General features: G+C 63.9%; 14 protein-coding genes. 4 read left to right on the top strand and 10 right to left on the bottom strand.

What is annotated here, in order from left to right:
- Window positions 1-5 precede the first annotated feature (5 nt).
- Together PBR20603_RS04820 and arfB are read right to left on the bottom strand one after the other, a co-directional pair.
- Complete coding sequence (locus tag PBR20603_RS04820; RefSeq protein WP_150558426.1) at window positions 6-308, bottom strand: helix-turn-helix transcriptional regulator; 303 nt, start codon at window positions 306-308, stop codon at window positions 6-8.
- Window positions 309-421: 113 nt separating this feature from the next.
- Window positions 422-838: an alternative ribosome rescue aminoacyl-tRNA hydrolase ArfB gene (gene arfB, locus PBR20603_RS04825; RefSeq protein ID WP_150558427.1), complete on the bottom strand. Its 417-nt coding sequence runs from the start codon at window positions 836-838 to the stop codon at window positions 422-424.
- A 531-nt stretch (window positions 839-1369) separates the two neighbouring features.
- On the opposite strand from arfB, the gene PBR20603_RS04830 reads away from it, so the two are divergent.
- Together PBR20603_RS04830 and PBR20603_RS04835 are read left to right on the top strand one after the other, a co-directional pair.
- On the top strand, window positions 1370-1981 hold the full coding sequence (locus tag PBR20603_RS04830; protein ID WP_150558428.1) for a hypothetical protein: 612 nt from the start codon (window positions 1370-1372) through the stop codon (window positions 1979-1981).
- Between the two features lie 131 nt (window positions 1982-2112).
- A complete protein-coding gene (locus PBR20603_RS04835; protein ID WP_150558429.1) occupies window positions 2113-2694 on the top strand; it encodes a hypothetical protein in 582 nt (193 codons plus the stop codon).
- Here PBR20603_RS04835 and PBR20603_RS04840 read toward each other — a convergent pair.
- The 5 genes from PBR20603_RS04840 to PBR20603_RS04860 are packed head-to-tail and all read right to left on the bottom strand — an operon-like array spanning window position 2682 to window position 10767.
- Window positions 2682-4142, bottom strand: a complete 1461-nt coding sequence (locus PBR20603_RS04840) for a heavy metal sensor histidine kinase (protein ID WP_150558430.1) — start codon at window positions 4140-4142, stop codon at window positions 2682-2684. The two genes, PBR20603_RS04835 and PBR20603_RS04840, sit on opposite strands and share 13 nt — an antisense overlap.
- A 31-nt stretch (window positions 4143-4173) precedes the next feature.
- Window positions 4174-4848: a heavy metal response regulator transcription factor gene (locus tag PBR20603_RS04845; protein WP_150558431.1), complete on the bottom strand. Its 675-nt coding sequence runs from the start codon at window positions 4846-4848 to the stop codon at window positions 4174-4176.
- Between the two features lie 9 nt (window positions 4849-4857).
- Window positions 4858-6327, bottom strand: a complete 1470-nt coding sequence (locus PBR20603_RS04850) for an efflux transporter outer membrane subunit (RefSeq protein WP_246174402.1) — start codon at window positions 6325-6327, stop codon at window positions 4858-4860.
- The gene (locus tag PBR20603_RS04855; RefSeq protein ID WP_150558432.1) at window positions 6324-7571 is read right to left on the bottom strand and encodes an efflux RND transporter periplasmic adaptor subunit; all 1248 of its coding nucleotides are present in this window, start codon (window positions 7569-7571) and stop codon (window positions 6324-6326) included. Before PBR20603_RS04855 ends, PBR20603_RS04850 begins: the two co-directional genes overlap by 4 nt.
- Before the next feature lie 13 nt (window positions 7572-7584).
- Window positions 7585-10767: an efflux RND transporter permease subunit gene (locus PBR20603_RS04860; protein ID WP_150558433.1), complete on the bottom strand. Its 3183-nt coding sequence runs from the start codon at window positions 10765-10767 to the stop codon at window positions 7585-7587.
- Window positions 10768-11113: 346 nt separating this feature from the next.
- Between PBR20603_RS04860 and PBR20603_RS04865 the strand changes: the two genes are divergently transcribed.
- Both PBR20603_RS04865 and PBR20603_RS04870 read left to right on the top strand, forming a co-directional pair.
- Window positions 11114-12235, top strand: a complete 1122-nt coding sequence (locus PBR20603_RS04865) for a Dyp-type peroxidase (RefSeq protein ID WP_150558434.1) — start codon at window positions 11114-11116, stop codon at window positions 12233-12235.
- Entirely contained in the window at window positions 12232-13062 is an 831-nt protein-coding gene (locus PBR20603_RS04870) for a family 1 encapsulin nanocompartment shell protein (protein WP_150558435.1), read from the top strand. Before PBR20603_RS04865 ends, PBR20603_RS04870 begins: the two co-directional genes overlap by 4 nt.
- 82 nt (window positions 13063-13144) lie before the next feature.
- Here the strand turns inward: PBR20603_RS04870 and PBR20603_RS04875 are convergent, their stop codons facing one another.
- The 3 genes from PBR20603_RS04875 to PBR20603_RS04885 are packed head-to-tail and all read right to left on the bottom strand — an operon-like array spanning window position 13145 to window position 16937.
- Complete coding sequence (locus PBR20603_RS04875; RefSeq protein WP_150558436.1) at window positions 13145-14860, bottom strand: glycosyltransferase family 39 protein; 1716 nt, start codon at window positions 14858-14860, stop codon at window positions 13145-13147.
- Window positions 14861-14919: 59 nt separating this feature from the next.
- Complete coding sequence (locus PBR20603_RS04880) at window positions 14920-16281, bottom strand: sensor histidine kinase (RefSeq protein WP_150558437.1); 1362 nt, start codon at window positions 16279-16281, stop codon at window positions 14920-14922.
- Window positions 16278-16937 (bottom strand): response regulator transcription factor, encoded by a 660-nt coding sequence (locus PBR20603_RS04885; RefSeq protein ID WP_150558438.1) that lies wholly within the window; start codon window positions 16935-16937, stop codon window positions 16278-16280. Before PBR20603_RS04885 ends, PBR20603_RS04880 begins: the two co-directional genes overlap by 4 nt.
- Between the last annotated feature and the right edge of the window lie 150 nt (window positions 16938-17087).

Here is a 17087-nt window from a genome sequence, read left to right on the forward strand (position 1 = left end):
GCGGGCTAGCGGGCGAGGGCGAGCGTCTCGACAATGGACGGCGGGGCGGAAACGCCGCTGGGCTGTGCGAGGTATTTGCCGCCCGAGCGAAGGAACGCTTCGACTTCCTGCCGCAAGCTGGCTGGCACGAGCATGGGCTCGAGTCCGAGGGCGCGAGCCATTTCCAGCACGGTCGACATGCGCGGGTCGAGCAGGCCGGATTCCATCTTTTGTACGGTCATGCGCGATAGTCCGGCCCGATCGGCCAGTTCCGCTTGCGTCATGGCGGCATCCTTGCGGGCCGCCACCAATGTTTCCATGAAGCTCATAGTGATGCGCTTTTGTAGGGAAATGATGCTTTATCTTAGCATCTCAGCGCAAATTTTCCATGAAAAGCTAATAAAAATTAGCTTTTATCGATTAATGCTAATGATTGTTGGCATTAATCATCCCAGCTGGCGTGAATCTTACCTCGTGACGCTTTGACGCGGGAGCGACCCTGCTTGGCATCCCGGCGGCGGATCTGGCTGCCGAGGGTGGGTCGGGTCGGCACGCGGCGGCGGGGCGGGACGGCGGCGGCATCGACCAGCGCCTGTAGACGCGCAAGCGCATCGGCCCGGTTGAGTTCCTGAGACCGATGCTGCTGCGCCTTGATAACGATGACGCCGTCCTGGGTGATGCGTTGGTCCAACCGGGAGAGCAGGCGGAACTTGACGTCGTCAGGTAATGACGAGCGCATCACGTCAAAGCGGAGATGGATGGCGCTGGAGACTTTGTTGACGTTCTGGCCACCGGCGCCTTGCGCACGCATGGCGGTGAGTTCGACGTCTTCGGGAGCGATGAGAATGCGACGGTTCATGGGGCAAGGATAACGTTCTCGCCGCCTCGTCCACAAGCGCACCTGACCGGCGCCGCCGGCGCGAACGGCTGGCGTCATCGGGGCACGGCCAGTTCTCGTTCGGATTAGTGATTCGGAATACAAATCGTCGAGTCGTAAAGACATCATCCGAACGGATTAAGAAATACTTGAATTTCATGGGTAATTTTGTAACAACTTGTATCTTTTCGATGCCGGAACTTTGCGTATTTCAATTTTGAACCGCAGGGAAGGTTGATCTGCATCAAAAGACGATGCGCTGTTTCACGATATATAAGCGCTTCCAGCGCTGTTGCGAGGAAGCGCGCGAGCCATTTGAATTTCGCGTGACATTCCTGATATTTGGCATGCAAATCAAAATTACATTGCGGCTCAGAATTATTTTGTTACTATTCACTCGAAACATTCGGGTTTGTACGAGGTTTGATTAATCCGGCTGTTTTTATTCGGACAATTAACTAAATTGCGATCCCGGTGCGGGAATCGCATTCGTCGATAACAAAGGGATTCACCATGAAGATTACGCAAGCCATGATTCTGGCCGGCCTGTTGTCGCTTGGGACGGTGGTGCATGCTCAGGATGCGGCGCGCCCGGCGCCGATCGTCAGGGGGGGCGTTATCGAATTCCGTACGACGATTCTCGCCGTCGACGCCAAGAACCGTACCATTCAGGTGGCCGATGACCAGGGCAAACCGGTGACCTTCGTGGTCGGGCCGGAGGTGCAGAACTTTGCGCAAATGCGCAAGGGCGACAAGGTGATCCTGGCATATCAGCGTTCCGTCGCCATTTCCGTTGCGCCGGGTGACGGCATTCGCAGCAGCGTCGTGACGCAAGGCGCTGATCGCGCAGCCCCCGGGCAGCTCCCCGCAGCCGACGCCGCTCGAAATCTGAAGCTGGTGGCAACCGTTCAACGAATCGATCGCCAGTCGAATGTCGTGACGCTGCGCGGCCCGCACCGAACGGTCGATGTCGCGGTCGAAGATCCGAAGTTGCTGGAAGGTGTGAAGGTGGGCGATGCCGTCACGGTGAACTATACCGAGGCGATTGCCGTCGCCGTCACGCAAGCCCCCGATGCCAAGCGCAAGTGGGTGCCGCCGGTTCCTGCGCCGGCCCCGAAGCCCTGACGTCGTGCCTGGGGACTGCCTGCGCACGGTGCGTGCGCAGTCCCTTTGACCGTTGCGTTGCCGATCTCGCCAGTGAAGGCCGGCCGGCACGCACAGCCCCTCCTCGATACGGCAAGCGCCCGGAGATCGCCATGGCACGTTCCGCCTTGAAGTTCGACGATGCAACCTATGCTGCCTTGCTCGCCGCCGCGCGTGATGCCGATGCGGCACATCCTCACGACAATCCCGCCTTTCTCGACGCTTTTCTCGCAGACGCGTGGAAAGCTGCGCATCGCATTTATGGCGCGCAGACCTACCTGCGCTTTGTGGCGCAGGCCGGCGTAACGCGTCGCCCCAGTGCCGGAACGGTGCAGAAGGCCATCGTGCGTGCCCGAGCGGCTTATGAAGTGCCGGCCGTCCCGACGTTTGGATCATCGCTGCCGGGCGCTCAATCCGTCTGGGCGCAGAAGCTCGAGCAGAATCTGGCGCGCGCCATGACACTGCTCGGTGCCATGCCCGATGGTGACAACACCGCCGGCGACGCCGTGACCGATGTGGCAGACGCCATGCGGCGTGTGCAACATCTCGAGCGCGAGAATCTGGCGTTACGTGCGCGACTTGCGCAGATGACGGCGGCGGCGGCTTATGCGCGCGAGGCGCTCGGTGAGACGCTGACGGTCTTCGCACCCAATGCCATGTCGCACATGGGCACTCAGGGCCGTCACGGCGTCTGACGTGCGAGGGAAGACGGCGCTGTTGTGCCGTCACGGTGGTGAGACGGCTCGGCCTCGAAGACAGGTGTACCGGTTTCGTGGCCGGTGGACACCGAGAAACCGAAGGTGTTGAACCCGCCTTCGCTGCGCGCCCAGACGTTGCCCCCGTGCATTTCGGCAATCGCCTTGACGATGGCCAACCCCAATCCGTGATTCTCGCGGCTGTTGGTACGCGACGGCTCTGCCCGGTAAAAGCGATCGAACAGATGCCGCAGCACATCGGGCGGAATCGGCGCGCCAGGGTTGGTGACGTCGATGCTCACTTGGCGAGGGTCATCAGTTCTGGGAGAGATCCGCACGTCGATATGGGCGTGCGACGCGCAATGCTCGATGGCGTTCATCACCAGATTGGCCAGCGCGCGCCCGAACAACGCCTTGTTCACATGCGCTACGGCGCTGCCGTGCAGACGGGCCGTGACCTGTGCTTCTTCCAGCGGAATCTCCAGAAACTCCAGCGTATGCGCGGCTTCGGCGGCGAGCGAAACCGCAGTGAGCCCGGTCGCGCGTTCGCCTTGATCGGCGCGTGACAGGAACAGCATGTCGTTGATGATCGTGCGCATGCGGCCCAGCTCTTCCAGATTCGATTGCAGCAGCACGCGCAAATCCTCGACTGGCCGGTCACGCGTGAGCGCCACTTCTGTCTGCCCGATCAGGATGGTCACCGGTGTGCGCAGTTCATGCGCAACGTCGGCATTGAACGACTCCAGACGTTCATACGCGCGGTCAAGGCGAGCCAGCGCGCCATTGAACGAGTGGGCCAGATCGTCGAGTTCGACGGGCAGTGAACGGGTATCGAGCCGTTGTGAACGATTGTCCGGACTGATTTCGGAGGCTTCGCGTGTGAGACGCGTGAGCGGTGCGAGCCCCAGGCGCGTGACGGAATAGCTGAGCAGCAGCACGCCCAGACTGCCGAGGGCGGAGAGTGCCGCGAGGCCCAGACCGAAGGCGCGCAGCGTGCGTTCGTTCGGCGCATAACTGGCGGCAACTTGCAGGGTAACTGCCGGACGCGAGCCATAGGGCGGCAGGATTTCACGCGTGGTCAGCATATCGTCACCGCCGCCGTCAGGCCGTAACCGCACGTAACCGTTCGACAGACGTTTGACGAACATGCCGCTCACTGGCGTGCCGAACGTGTATTTCGGATCGTCGCTGGTCACGGCGTAGGTCGTGGTGCCGTCGCGCGGCGTCATGTCACTGAGCTTTTCGCGGACAATCTGCCACTTCTCGGGCGTGCCGCCGTGATAGACGATGATGTGAGCGATCTGCGCACGGTCGTCGAGCGATTCGCGCAGATGCCGCTCCAGTTGCACGCGCAGCATCAGGAAAAGGGCCGCGCCCACCAGCGCGAACACCGACAGCGCCACGACGGCGAACATGGCGGCAAGGCGGCGGGAGATCGAGTGTTTCATGACGACGCTTTCCTGAAGCCGCGCGCGGCGCTCAGGCCTCGCGCACCTCCAGCACATAGCCCATGCCTCGTACCGTATGTAGCAGCTTGGTCTGGAACGGTCCGTCGAGCTTGGCGCGCAGCCGCTTGATGGCCGTCTCCACCACGTTCGTGTGGCTGTCGAAATTGACGTCCCAGACCAGTTCGGTGATGGCCGTCTTCGACAGAATGTCGCCCTGGCGGCGGGCGAGTACCGACAGTAACTGGAATTCCTTGGCGGTCAGGTCGAGCCGCTGGCCGTCGCGTGTGGCCCGACGGCCGATCAGGTCGACGTACAGGCCGCCGATCGAAATCAGTGTCGATTCTTGCGCGCGCGTGCGGCGGGCGAGGGCGTGCAGGCGCTCCACCAGTTCGATAAACGAGAAGGGTTTGGTCAGATAGTCGTCCGCACCTTCGCGCAGGCCGCGCACGCGATCGTTCACATGATCGCGTGCCGTGAGCATGATGACCGGCGTCGACTTGCGCTCGCGCAGCGAGCCGAGCACGGCGAAGCCGTCGCGCTTGGGCAGCATGACATCGAGCACGATCACGTCGTAGTCGAACTCCAGCGCCAGATGCGTGCCTTCCTCGCCATCGAGCGCGACGTCGACCACCCAGCCTTGCTCGGTCAGCCCGGAGCGCAGATAGTCCACCACTTTGTGTTCGTCTTCAACGATCAGTACTTTCATGTCGCCACCTCATCTTTGCGCATTATACGAGTCAGAGGATGTGTCCGATGACGGTAGCCAGCCGCCGCCCAGAGCCTTGACCAAGGCGACCGATAAGACCAGTTGCTGGCCGCGGATCTGAACGTCCTGACGCTCGCTCGCCAGCAACCCTTGCTGGGCTGTAATGACGCTCAGATACGCCGTGAGACCCCCCGAATAGCGATCGTTGGCCAGACTCAGGAGTCGTTGGGCGTCGACGACAGCCGCATGCGATTCACGCGCGGCGGCGTCGAGCACCGACAGACCGGCCACGCCATCCTGCACCTGCTGGAACGCGGTGAGCACGGTCTGGCGGTAGTTCGCCTCGACGGCACGGTATCCCGCACTGGCGAAGTCGACCCCGGCCTGACGGCGTCCGCCATCGAAGATCGCTTGCGTAGCGAGTGTGCCCACGGTCCACAGCAGACTCGGGGCAGACAGCAGGTTGGCGAACTCCGTGCTTTGCCAGCCAATGCCGGGGTTGAGCGTCAGGCTGGGGAAGAATGCCGCCTTCGCCACCCCGATCTGCGCATTCGCCGCTGCCATGCCGCGCTCGGCCGATGCCACGTCCGGACGGCGTTGCAGGATGTCGCTCGGCACGCCGAGCGGAATCGGCGGCAGCGTTCCCGGCAGCGCCCCGGCCGGCACCGAGAACGCCGGGGCGGGCACCCCGACGAGCGCAGCGATCGCATGCTCGTATTGGTCGCGTTGCTGATGCAGCAGGCGCGCCTGCACCCGCGTGGTGTCGAGTTCCGATTGCTGCTGGAGAACGTCCAGCCCCGAGACGGCCCCGAGATCGTGCTGCGCGCTCACGTAGTCGAGTGCCTTCTGTTGCAGGGCGACCGATTCGTCGAGCACCTTGATCTCGGCATCGAGTGCGCGCAATTGGAAGTAAGCGGCGGCGAGTTGCGTGGTGAGCACCAGACGCGCGTTGGTCAGATCGTCGCCCGCCTGTTCGGCGGAGGCGCGTGCGCCTTCGACCTGACGGCGGATACGGCCGAACAGATCGGTGTCGTAGCTCACGCCGAGGCCGGCCTGCACGTTGTTCTGCACGGTGGACATGCTGCTCGACGAGTAGCTCGTGACCGGCCGGTTTGCCGAGATTCGCTGGCGGGCCAGACCGAAAGACGCATCGACTTCCGGAAGCCGTTGGGCCGAGATGCCGGACAACGTCGCCTGCGCCTGATCGTAATGGGCCACGGCGGCGGCGAGCGTCTGGTTCTGCGCGAGTGCCTGTGTCTCCAGCGCGTCGAGTATTGGCTCCTGGAACCCCTTCCACCAATCGGGCTGCAACGGTGCGTGCGACGGTTGCGCGAGCCGCCAGTAACCGTCGGTTTTCCAGTCGGGCGGGGTTGAGACCTCGGGGCGGTGATAGTCGGGGCCGACGGCGCAGGCGCCGAGCAGCGCGGTGACGGCGAGCCACGCCGCGCCGAGCCGCGCGCTGCGCACGGGCGCGTTCACGATTGTGCTCCGTGCGGCTTGCCGCCCGCCTTGGCGCCGCCTTTGACCTCGAGCGCCTTGGCTTGCACGTGGTCCCCGTCGTCGATGGAATCGCTCGGATTGACGATCACGCGGTCCGTCGCCGCCACCCCATCGGCCAGTTCCAGGGCCTGCCCGAGATCCTGCGCGATCACGATCTTATGCAGATGAACGACGCCCTGATTGTCCACGACCGCCACGCGCGGGCCTTCGGCGCGGAACAGCAGGGCGTTGGAAGGTACGCTCAGATGCGCCTGTACGGCACCGGGCAGCGCGAGTTGCACATAGGCGCCGGGGCGCAGCTTACCGTCGGGATTCGGCAAGGCAGCTTCGATTTGCAGCGAGCGGGTCGCCACATCGATCGCGCCGGACACATGCGTGATCTTGCCCTGGAAGGACTCGCCTGGCAGCTCGGCCTGCGTCACCACGACAGGCTGGCCCACGGCCACGCCTTGCGCGTAAGCCTGCGGCACCTGAACGTACACGCGCAGCGGATCGGTCTGCGCCAGCGAGAACAGCGCGCGGCTGTTGCCGCTGCCCGCATCGATCAGGTCGCCGACATCGACATTGCGCTGGGTAATCACACCGTCGAAGGGCGCGACGATGCGCTTGAACGACTCGAGTTGCTGCAGCCGTTTGACGTTGGCGTCGGCCGCGGCCAGATTGGCGGTGCCCTGCGTGTAAGTGCTCTGACGCTCATCGAGTTCTTGCTGGGAGACGGCATCGCGCTGACGGAGTTGTTGCCAGCGCGCCAACGACGATTTCGCAAGTCCGAGACTGGCGCTGATCTGGTTGCGCTGGGCAACGGCTTGTGCGAGTTCCTGATCGATTTCCGGCGTATCGAGATCGGCCAGCAACTGGCCTTGCTTCACGCGGGCGCCGATGTCCACGTATCGGTGCAGCAGATAGCCGGTCGCGCGCGCATAAATGGGTGATTCGACAGCGCCGCGCAACGTGGCGGGCAGCAGCGTTTCGCTCGCCTCGGTCGCTTGCGGCGTCACGACGCTCACGTACTGCCTGGCGTTCTCTGCCGTCACGCTGGCAACTTCGCGGCGTTGCAGCGCGTTGGAAATGGTGGTGCGCGCCGCGCCTGCCGCCAACAGCACGGCGACCACGATCAACACAATCTTGGCGCGCCGGAATTCGCCGCGACGCGGGGGCAATTGCCGGCCATCGGCAGGATCGTGCTCGGGAATGGCCAGTTCGGCGTGATGTTTCTCGGTCATGTCGTTCAACCCGTCAAATCTTCGTATCTGGTAGGGGGGAAGCCGGCCGCTGTGCCTTGCTTTGCACGAGCCGCGTGTGGATGCCGGCAAAGACCAGCGGCACGAAGAACAGCGTCGAGACCGTGGCGAACAGGAGTCCACCGATCACTGCACGGCCCAGCGGCGCGTTCTGCTCGGCCCCTTCCCCCAGTCCCAGCGCCATCGGCACCATGCCGATAATCATCGCGAGCGCCGTCATCAGCACCGGCCGAATGCGGCTCGCACCGGCTTCGAGGGCGGCCCTGAGCGGCGCCATACCCGCTTCCATGCGCTGCCGCGCAAATGCCACCACGAGAATACTGTTGGCCGTGGCAACCCCCATCGTCATGATGGCCCCCGTGAGTGCCGGCACCGACAGTCGTGTACCGGAGAGGAAAAGCATCCAGACAATGCCCGCGAGTGCGGCCGGCAGGGCGCTCACGATAATGAGCGGGTCGACCCACGACTGGAAGTTCACCACGATCAGCAAGTAGACGAGCACGATGGCCATTGCCACGCCCACGCCCAGCCCGAGGTACGAGCTTTGCATCGTGCTGACCTGACCGCGCACGGTGATCTGGCTGCCGCGCGGCAGGTCCTTGCGGGCTTGCGCGACGAGCTTGTCGATATCGCCCGCCACGCTGCCCAGATCCCGGCCCTCCACGCTGACGAAGATGTCGGTCACCGGGCGAATGTTGTAGTGGCTTACCACGGCGAACTGTTGCTTCGGCTCGACCTTCACGAAGTTGGCGAGCAACTGGGGCTGACCGTTATTGGCGGTGCCCGCCACCGGCAGGCGCAACAGGTCGTCGATGGAACTGATGCGGTACTGCGGCGATTGCACCGACAAGCTGTACTCCACGCCGTTCTGGTTGTTGAACCAGAAGCCCGGCGACGTTTGCGAACTGCCCGAGAGCGAGATCAGTACGTTCTGGGCGACGGCGTTGGCGTTCAGATTCAGTTGCTGCAGGCGCGTGCGGTCCATGTTCAGGTGCAGCGTCGGGGCGTTTACGCGTTGCTGGATGTGCGTGTCGACCGTGCCCGGCACCTGACGCACCTGTTTGAGCAGCTTCGCGGCGACGTCGAAATTCGCCAGTTGCTGGTTGCCGCTGATCTGAATGTCGATGGCGGCAGGCAAGCCGAAATTGAGAATCTGCGTGACGATGTCGGCTGGCTGGAAGAAGAACTCCACGCCGGGGAAGCGCTGCGGCAGCACGGCGCGCAGCTTGTCGATGTAGTTCGCGCTCGGCCGATGATCCGGGGTTAGCGCGATCTGGATCTCGCCGTCGAGCGTGCCGATGGTGCCGGCGTTGCTATACGACAGGTTGATGCCGCTGTAGGGCAAGCCCAGGTTGTCGAGAATCGTCTCGAGCTCGTTGGCGGGCACGACCTCGCGCACCACCTTCTCGACTTCATCGGCCAGACGCGCCGTTTCCTCGATGCGGGTACCGGTAGGTGCGCGCATGTGCATGCGAATATCGCCGGCGTCCACCGTCGGGAAGAAGTCCGCACCCAGCGCGAACACCAGTCCCATCGACAGCACGCAGAACGCCAGGAAGCCCGTGGCGAAGACCCGCCGGCGCACGAGCAGCATCGAGAGCACGACGATGTACGCGGCGCGCATGCGCTCGAAGCCCGCGTCGAAGCGCAGGTAGATACGGCGGAACGCCCCGGGCTTCGCATTCGGATCGACCGGATGGGCGTGCCCCATGAGCAGCATGGCGAGCGTGGGGACCAGCGTGCGCGACAGGACGTACGACGCCAGCATCGCGAACACCACGGCTTCGGCGAGGGGCACAAACAGGTAACGCGCCACGCCCGTCAGGAAGAACATCGGGACGAACACGATACAGATACACAGCGTCGAGACGAGCGCGGGCACGGCAATTTCGCCGGCGCCGTCGAGAATCGCCTGGTGCAGCGGGGTGCCCATGTGCAGATGACGCTCGATATTCTCGATAGTCACGGTCGCATCGTCGACCAGAATCCCCACAGCGAGCGCCAGCCCGCCCAGCGTCATGATGTTGATCGTCTGGCCCAGCGCATGCAGGGCGAGCAGCGACGAGAGAATCGAGAGCGGAATCGAGATGGCGATGATGCAAGTGCTGCGCCAGTTGCCGAGGAACAGCAGGATCATGGCCGCCGTGAGTGCGGCCGCAATCAGCGCCTCGCGAATCACGCCCTGCACGGCAGCCTTCACGAAGACCGACTGGTCGAACAGCGCCGAGATATGCAGATCCGGCGGCAGCGCGGCACGCGCCTCGGGCAGCAGGGCTTTGAGCGAGTCGACCACGGACAGGGTGGACGCGTCGCCCGTCTTCATGATGGACATCAGCACGCCGCGCTGGCCGTTCTGACGCACGATGTTCGTCTGCGGCGAGAAGCCCGTGCGCACATGGGCGACTTCACGCAAGTACGTGGTGGCGCCGCCGACCGTGCGCACCGGAATGTTGTTCAACCCTTCGACCGTCGGCGGCGAACCGTTCATGTCGACGGTGTACTCACGCGGGCCGATCTTCGCCGTACCGGTCGGCAGAATGAGGTTCTGGGCGTTGACGGCGGCGACCACGTCCTGCGCCGTCAGTCCCTTGGCCAGCAACGCGCGCGTGTCGATGTCCACCGAAATGAGCCGTGTCTTGCCGCCGTACGGATAGGGCACGGCGGCACCGGGAATCGTGACCAGTTGCGGGCGCAGGAAGTTGAGCGCCGTATCGTTGAGCGCCGGCTCCGACAGGCTGGGGCTCGACAGGCCGAGCTGCATGACCGGGATCGACGAGGCCGAGTAGCTGATGACGAGCGGCGGTGTGGCCCCCGGCGGCATCTGCTTGACCTGCGCCTGCTCGACCGCGACGACCTGAGCGATGGCCGTCTGGATGTTGGCTGTGGGCTGGAGGAAGATCTTGATGATGCCGATACCCGGCAACGATTGCGACTCGATATGCTCGATGTTGTTGACGGTTGTCGTCAGCCCGCGTTCGTTGCCGGAGATCATCCGGTCGGCGATGTCCTGTGCCGACAGGCCGTTATAGGTCCAGATGATGCTGATGACCGGGATGTTGATTTCCGGCAGCACGTCGACCGGGGTGCGCATGAGCGCGAGCGGCGTGGCGAGCAGAATCAGAATAGCCATCACAATGAACGTGTATGGCCGTTTGAGCGCAACGTTAACAATCCACATGGTTCAGACGCGCTCAGGCGCAGTCGCAAGCGTATGCACAAGGACCGTCCGGCACGCGCGCAGCCGCGCCGTACCGGTACCGGAAGGAACGCCGCCATGGTAGGGGCGCACCCCCAACGCCAAAATGGCGCCAAAATGGCAAAACTGCCATAAACTTCCGGGCTCGCTGCAAAGCCTTGTCGCATAAGGCTTTGCTCGCCCGAACGACGATGGGAGTGGCATATTACGGTGTGTTGCGTTATAAAGTTGGCACACCAAAAGTCGCTGCCCGATAGCCGATGGCCTGCCGTTCCCGCCGAGGCTGAGGTCAACGGCGCCGAGAACCCCAGTCCCACGCAGGAAAGCAATGACCGAACGTCCGACGTCTCCTCCAGAACCTCAGCCCGTCTCCGGCACCGTTACCCGCAGCGCCATCTTTCTCGTTGCCACCGTGCGTGATGACGAAGCGGCCCACGCGCGCGTGCGGGGCTGGTGTGCCGATGCTGCCGCCTATGTCCGCTCGGTCGGCAAGCGCGTGCCGTCCGGCAATTTGTCGTGTGTGGTTGGCTTCGGCGACAACGCCTGGGATCGCCTGTTCGGCGACCCGCGTCCGGCCGAGCTGCATCCGTTCCGTGAATTCGGCTCGGGCAAGCGTCATGCCCCGGCCACGCCCGGCGATCTGCTGTTGCACATCCGCGCCGAACAGATGGATCTGTGCTTCGATCTCGCGACGCTCATGCTGGGCAAGCTGGGCGATGCCGTGAGCGTCGTCGATGAAGTCCACGGCTTCCGCTATTTCGACATGCGCAGCATGGTCGGCTTTGTCGATGGCACCGAGAACCCCGAGGGCGAGGAAGCGCTCGAGTTCACGGTGATGGGCGACGAAGACCCCGAGTTCGAAGGCGGCAGCTACGTGCTCGTGCAGAAGTACCTGCACGACATGACGGGCTGGAACGCGCTGCCGGTCGAGGCGCAGGAGCGCATCATCGGCCGCACCAAGCTCTCCGACGTCGAGCTCGACGAAGGCGTGAAGCCTAGCTGGTCGCACAGCGCGCTGACCACGCTCGAGGAAGACGGCAAGGAAATCAAGATCCTGCGTGACAACATGCCGTTCGGCCGCCCCGGTTCGGCCGAGTTCGGCACCTACTTCATCGGGTACGCCCGTTCCCCGGCGCCTATCGAGCAGATGCTCGAGAACATGTTCGTGGGGCGTCCGCCCGGCAATTACGATCGTCTGCTCGACTTCAGCAACGCCGTGACCGGCGGGCTGTTCTTCGTGCCTTCGGCACCGCTGCTCGAAGCGCTCGCCGAACGCGAGGCCCCGTCGGCGGCCGCCGCCGAATCGACGGCGATCAAGACCCTGATCGATGTGACCTCGACGGCCACGCCGGTTGTCGATGTCACGGTATCGTCTCTCACCCCATCGAGCGCCGCCCCGGCGGCGGGCTCGTTGCAAATCGGATCGCTCAAAGGAGTTTCTCAGGCATGAATAACCTGCATCGCGAATTGGCCCCCATTTCGAACGCCGCCTGGGCGCAAATCGAAGAAGAGGTGGCCCGCACGTTCAAGCGCACGGTCGCCGGCCGTCGTGTGGTCGACGTCAAGGGACCGGGCGGTCTGGCGCTCGCGGGCGTCGGCACTGGTCATCAGAAAGCCATCGACGCGCCGCTCGACGGCGTGGGCGCGCGTCAGCGCGAAGTGATGCCGCTCGTGGCGCTGCGCGTGCCGTTCGAACTCTCGCGCGAAGCCATCGACGATGTCGAGCGCGGCGCGAACGATTCCGACTGGCAACCCGCCAAAGACGCGGCCATCAAGCTGGCCTATGCGGAAGATCGCGCGATTTTTGATGGCTACAAGGCAGCCCACATTACGGGGGTGCGCGAGGGCACCTCGAATCCGGTGTTGCCGCTGCCAGCGAGCATCGCCGACTATCCGGCCGTGATCGCCAAGGCGCTGGAGCAACTGCGTCTGGAAGGCGTGGACGGTCCGTACAGCGTGCTGCTTGGCGCCGATGCCTACACCGCCGTGACCGAGGCGAACGATCAGGGCTATCCGATTCTCGAGCACATCGGACATATCGTGAGCGGCGAGATCATCTGGGCGCCGGCCATCGATGGCGGCTGCGTCCTCTCGACGCGCGGCGGCGACTACGAGATGCACATCGGTCAGGACGTCTCGATCGGCTACCTCGACCACACGGCGACCACGGTCCGGTTGTACCTTGAAGAGACCTTCACGTTTCTGATGCTGACCGCCGAGGCCGGTGTCTCGGTCGGTGCGGCCAAACCTGTCGACAGCAAGAAGAAGTCGAAGTAACGCGTTCAAGTCCCTGACGGGAAAAGAAAAACGGCTGGGGCAAGACATCGCCCCAGCCGTTTTTTTATGGATGTTGCCGCGATCAGTTGGCAGCGGGAGACTGCCCGGTCGTCGGCTTTTCGATGATGACGCGACGATCGTCGCGGGCGATGACCTTCATCGGCAGGCCGAGCGTCTCGAGCACCGTGAACTTATCCGGATCGACCAACGCGAGTGCCTTGGGCGCGGCGATCCAGACTTGCGCGAACTTGTCGAGCGTCGGAATCCAGCTATCGGGCGCTTGCGAGATGCCGAACTCCAGTTCGTCCTGAACGGCCACCATGATCATGGGCTGACGCAGGTAATAAGGCATGGTGTGATCGAGCGTGCCGACCGAGTAGAACGGCGTGTCCGGTCCGAGACGATCCATTTCCGCGCGCACCGCCGGCACCAGATCGATTCCCGAGCTCGCACGTCCAAAGGCTTCGTGGCCCGTGCCGCCGATCATCGTAAAGGCCAGCCACGTTCCTGCAAAGGCGACGAGCGCCTGCTTCGTGCTGCGCGTGCTCAGCCAGCGGGTGATGCCGATGCCGATCAACCCGACAACACTCGCTGCGTACAGGTAATTCGAGAACGCGCGGTAGGCTTCCACCGGATTGCGGCTATCCGAGTGATGCGACAGGAAGACCAGACACGTCACGATCGTCGCGACGAACAGCACGGCGGACACGATGAGATGCTTGCGCAGCGACTCACGCGAGATGTCCGCAATGCCCAGCCCGATGAGCAGCGCGATGGCCGGCACGACCGGCAGCACGTACGAAATGAGCTTCGAGTGCGACAGGGAGAAGAAGCAGAAGATGAAGACGGCCCAGACCGTCGTCATCAGCACCGGCCGGAAGCCGTTGGCCTGACGGGGGACAGCGCGCGACGCCTTGAAGACGCGCGGGATCATCGACAGCCAGGGCAGGAAGCCGACGATCAGCACCGGCACGAAGTACCAAAGCGCACCGGGGCGATGGTGATCCGGCTTCAGGAAGCGGTTGAAGTGCTCGTTGATGAAGAAGAAGTCGAAGAACGACGGGTTGCGTGCCATCACGGCGGCGAACCACGGCACCGTCACGGCGAGCAGCACGATCAGCCCGCTCACGATGTGCAGGCGTTTCCATAACGCCCAGTCGCGCGAAATCAGCGTGTAGATCACGAGCACGGCACCCGGCAGCACCACGCCGATCAGTCCCTTGCTCAGGATCGACAGCCCCATCGCCGCCCAGCACAGCCACATCCAGTTACGGGTCTGCGTGTCGGTCAGGCCGGGACGTTGGGCCAGCAGCAGCGAGCACAGCACCAGCGCCATCATGAACGACAGGCCCATGTCGAGCACATTGAAGTGACCGAGCAGGCTCCACAGCGGGGCGCTTGCCAGCGTCAGCGCAGCGAAGAAGCCCGCGCGCGCGCCGAACACCCGGCGCCCGGTGTAGCCCACGAGCAGCACGCCGCCGAAACCGGTCAGCGCCGTCCACAGGCGTGCCTGCCAGTCGCCGAGACCGAAGATCATGAACGTCAGCGCGTTCATCCAGGTCTGGAGGGGCGGTTTTTCGAAGTACAGATAGCCGTTATAGCGCGGCGTGACCCAGTCGCCCGTGGCCAGCATTTCGCGCGCCATCTCGGCGTAGCGGCCTTCGTCGCTCGGAATCAGATGGCGCAGGTTCAATACCCCAAACCAGACCAGTGCGAACACGGTGAGCAGCCACAGCAGGGCGGCGGGAGAGATCGGCCAGGGTTCCAACCCGGCGTCACGTTGAGGACGTGTGGACATGAATGCGAGGCTTCCAGTCTTGATGAATGAGGGGAAATGGGATGAAGGGCAAATGACCGTCAGGTGCCGGTACCCGGCGAGACGTCGGGGTTGGGCAGCGTGACGCGCACGTGAAGGCCGCGCGGCGGTGTCAGGCTGGCGTCCTTCAGGTTCACCTGGCCGCCGAGGCGGTCAACGATCGCACGAACGATGGCGAGGCCCAGCCCGGTGCCTTCGCCGCCATGCTCACGGGAATCGCGTTGCTCGCTTGCCCGGTAGAACGCGTCGAACACACGCTCCCGCTTGTCGGCATCGACCCCCGGGCCCGAGTCGATCACGTCGATGGCCACGTCGGCGCCCGTGGCCGAGAGGCGGACAGAGACGTTGCCGCCCGCTGGCGTATAACGTACGGCGTTGCCGACAAGATTGCTCAGCAGCGTGACAATATCGCGTTTCGACCCTGTGACACGCAACGTGGAGCGGCCGGGCACGCTCGACGACGCATCGACCAGGTCGAGCACGATCTGTTTGCGGTCCGCCAGGACGAAGACGTCTTCCAGCGCTTCATGCACGGCGGGCAGCAGCACGAGCGGTGTGGCTGCGACCGCCGGTGCGCTCTGCGCTCTGGCAAGGGTCAGCAATTGTTCGATCAATGTTCGCGTGCGTTGCAACCCGCTCTTGAGCTTGGTGAGACGGGTGCGCGTTTCGGTATCGAGGCCCGCAGGGGCGAGCGCCCGGTCGAGATTTTCGGACTGGATCACCAGTGCCGTGACCGGCGAGCGCAACTCATGGGCTGCGTCGGCAACGAACCGGCGCTGCTCGTCGAGCGCCTTGGCCAGCCGGGCCAGCAGGCGGTTGATCGATACGATGAACGGCTCGATTTCCGTGGGCGCTCCCCGGGTGTCGAGGGCACGCAGGTCGGTATCGCGCCGGGTGTCGACCTCGTCGGCGAGCCGCTGTACCGGTCGCCACGCGCGGCGCACGGTCACTACGATGGCGCCGATCAGCAGCGGCACGAAGCCGACGAAGGGCAGTGCGGTGCGAAGACCGCTGTTTCGGGCGATTTCGTTGCGGCCCTCCGTCGGTTGGGCGACGACGATGCGCAATTCCGGGGCGATGGTGCGCACGAACGCGCGCCACGTGTGGTCGCCGGTGTTCACCGTGTGAAAGCCATCGGCCAGTGTGACGGGGAACGTGCCGCCAAGGCGCTGCACCGTAAGGCGGTAGTCGTGATCCTGAATCGGCAGACCGTGCATGGCGCTGTCGGCGGCGGCCAGATTACGCGTATCCACGAGTGCCGCGAGTTGCAGCAGTTGATCGTCCTGAAAACGGTAGGCCTCGCGAAAGGCCGCCCAGTACGACACAAAGCCCGCGACGATGGCCAATCCCAGCGCACAGGCCGAGAGCGTAACCACTAGCCGGGATTGCAGGGAGCGCATCATGCCTTGGGCACCAGCCAGCCGGCGCCACGGATATTGCGGATGACGTCGGCGCCGAGCTTCTTGCGAATGGAATGGATCAGGAAGTCGATCATATTGCTCTCGATCTCTTCCCCCCAGCCGTACAGACGATGCTCCAGCGCGTCGCGAGAAAGAATCGTGCCCGGGCGTAGCATTAGCGCGTGCAGCAGCGCGTATTCGCGCGCCGAGAGCACGCAACTGTTCTCGCCATAGGTCGCCTGATGCGTCGCGGGATCTAGCGCAAGCGCGCCGTTGCTCAACACGGGCACCGCCACGCCCGCCTGACGGCGGATCACCGCCCGCATGCGCGCAAGCAGTTCACCCACTTCGAATGGCTTCACGACGAAGTCGTCGGCGCCCAGATCGAGGCCCTGAATGATGTCCTCTGCGCCGTCACGGGCCGTCACGACAATGATCGGCGTGCGCCCGCCCGCGCCACGATGGGCACGAAGTACCTCCCAGCCGTCGCGTCCGGGCAAGCCGAGGTCGAGCAGCATGAGGTCGTAAGCGTGAGCGGCCAAAGCCGCGAGTGCGGCGTCGCCGTCGCGGCACCAATCGGCCGCATACGAGGCATCCTTGAGCGCCTGCATCATGGCCTCACCGATCATGGTGTCGTCTTCTACGAGCAATATCCGCATGGTTCCAAACGCTTCCCGGCGCGGCCGCAAAGGCGCACGCCCAATACCCTGCCAGTCACAGAGGATGGCACGGGCGCACGATAGCGCGCGAAACTTAGGAGAAACTTAGTTTGCGTCGGTGCCCGCCCGCGCGACTATGCCACGCAAAGC

The organism is Pandoraea bronchicola, assembly GCF_902459805.1.
GTDB classification, from domain to species: Bacteria; Pseudomonadota; Gammaproteobacteria; order Burkholderiales; family Burkholderiaceae; genus Pandoraea; species Pandoraea bronchicola.

What these genes read in the sequence shown, in the direction of transcription:
- PBR20603_RS04820 (WP_150558426.1), bottom strand. Translation starts at nt 308, where the DNA reads ATGAGCTTCATGGAAACATTGGTGGCGGCCCGCAAGGATGCCGCCATG.
- arfB (WP_150558427.1), bottom strand. Translation starts at nt 838, where the DNA reads ATGAACCGTCGCATTCTCATCGCTCCCGAAGACGTCGAACTCACCGCC.
- PBR20603_RS04830 (WP_150558428.1), top strand. Translation starts at nt 1,370, where the DNA reads ATGAAGATTACGCAAGCCATGATTCTGGCCGGCCTGTTGTCGCTTGGG.
- PBR20603_RS04835 (WP_150558429.1), top strand. Translation starts at nt 2,113, where the DNA reads ATGGCACGTTCCGCCTTGAAGTTCGACGATGCAACCTATGCTGCCTTG.
- PBR20603_RS04840 (WP_150558430.1), bottom strand. Translation starts at nt 4,142, where the DNA reads ATGAAACACTCGATCTCCCGCCGCCTTGCCGCCATGTTCGCCGTCGTG.
- PBR20603_RS04845 (WP_150558431.1), bottom strand. Translation starts at nt 4,848, where the DNA reads ATGAAAGTACTGATCGTTGAAGACGAACACAAAGTGGTGGACTATCTG.
- PBR20603_RS04855 (WP_150558432.1), bottom strand. Translation starts at nt 7,571, where the DNA reads ATGACCGAGAAACATCACGCCGAACTGGCCATTCCCGAGCACGATCCT.
- PBR20603_RS04860 (WP_150558433.1), bottom strand. Translation starts at nt 10,767, where the DNA reads ATGTGGATTGTTAACGTTGCGCTCAAACGGCCATACACGTTCATTGTG.
- PBR20603_RS04865 (WP_150558434.1), top strand. Translation starts at nt 11,114, where the DNA reads ATGACCGAACGTCCGACGTCTCCTCCAGAACCTCAGCCCGTCTCCGGC.
- PBR20603_RS04870 (WP_150558435.1), top strand. Translation starts at nt 12,232, where the DNA reads ATGAATAACCTGCATCGCGAATTGGCCCCCATTTCGAACGCCGCCTGG.
- PBR20603_RS04875 (WP_150558436.1), bottom strand. Translation starts at nt 14,860, where the DNA reads ATGTCCACACGTCCTCAACGTGACGCCGGGTTGGAACCCTGGCCGATC.
- PBR20603_RS04880 (WP_150558437.1), bottom strand. Translation starts at nt 16,281, where the DNA reads ATGATGCGCTCCCTGCAATCCCGGCTAGTGGTTACGCTCTCGGCCTGT.
- PBR20603_RS04885 (WP_150558438.1), bottom strand. Translation starts at nt 16,937, where the DNA reads ATGCGGATATTGCTCGTAGAAGACGACACCATGATCGGTGAGGCCATG.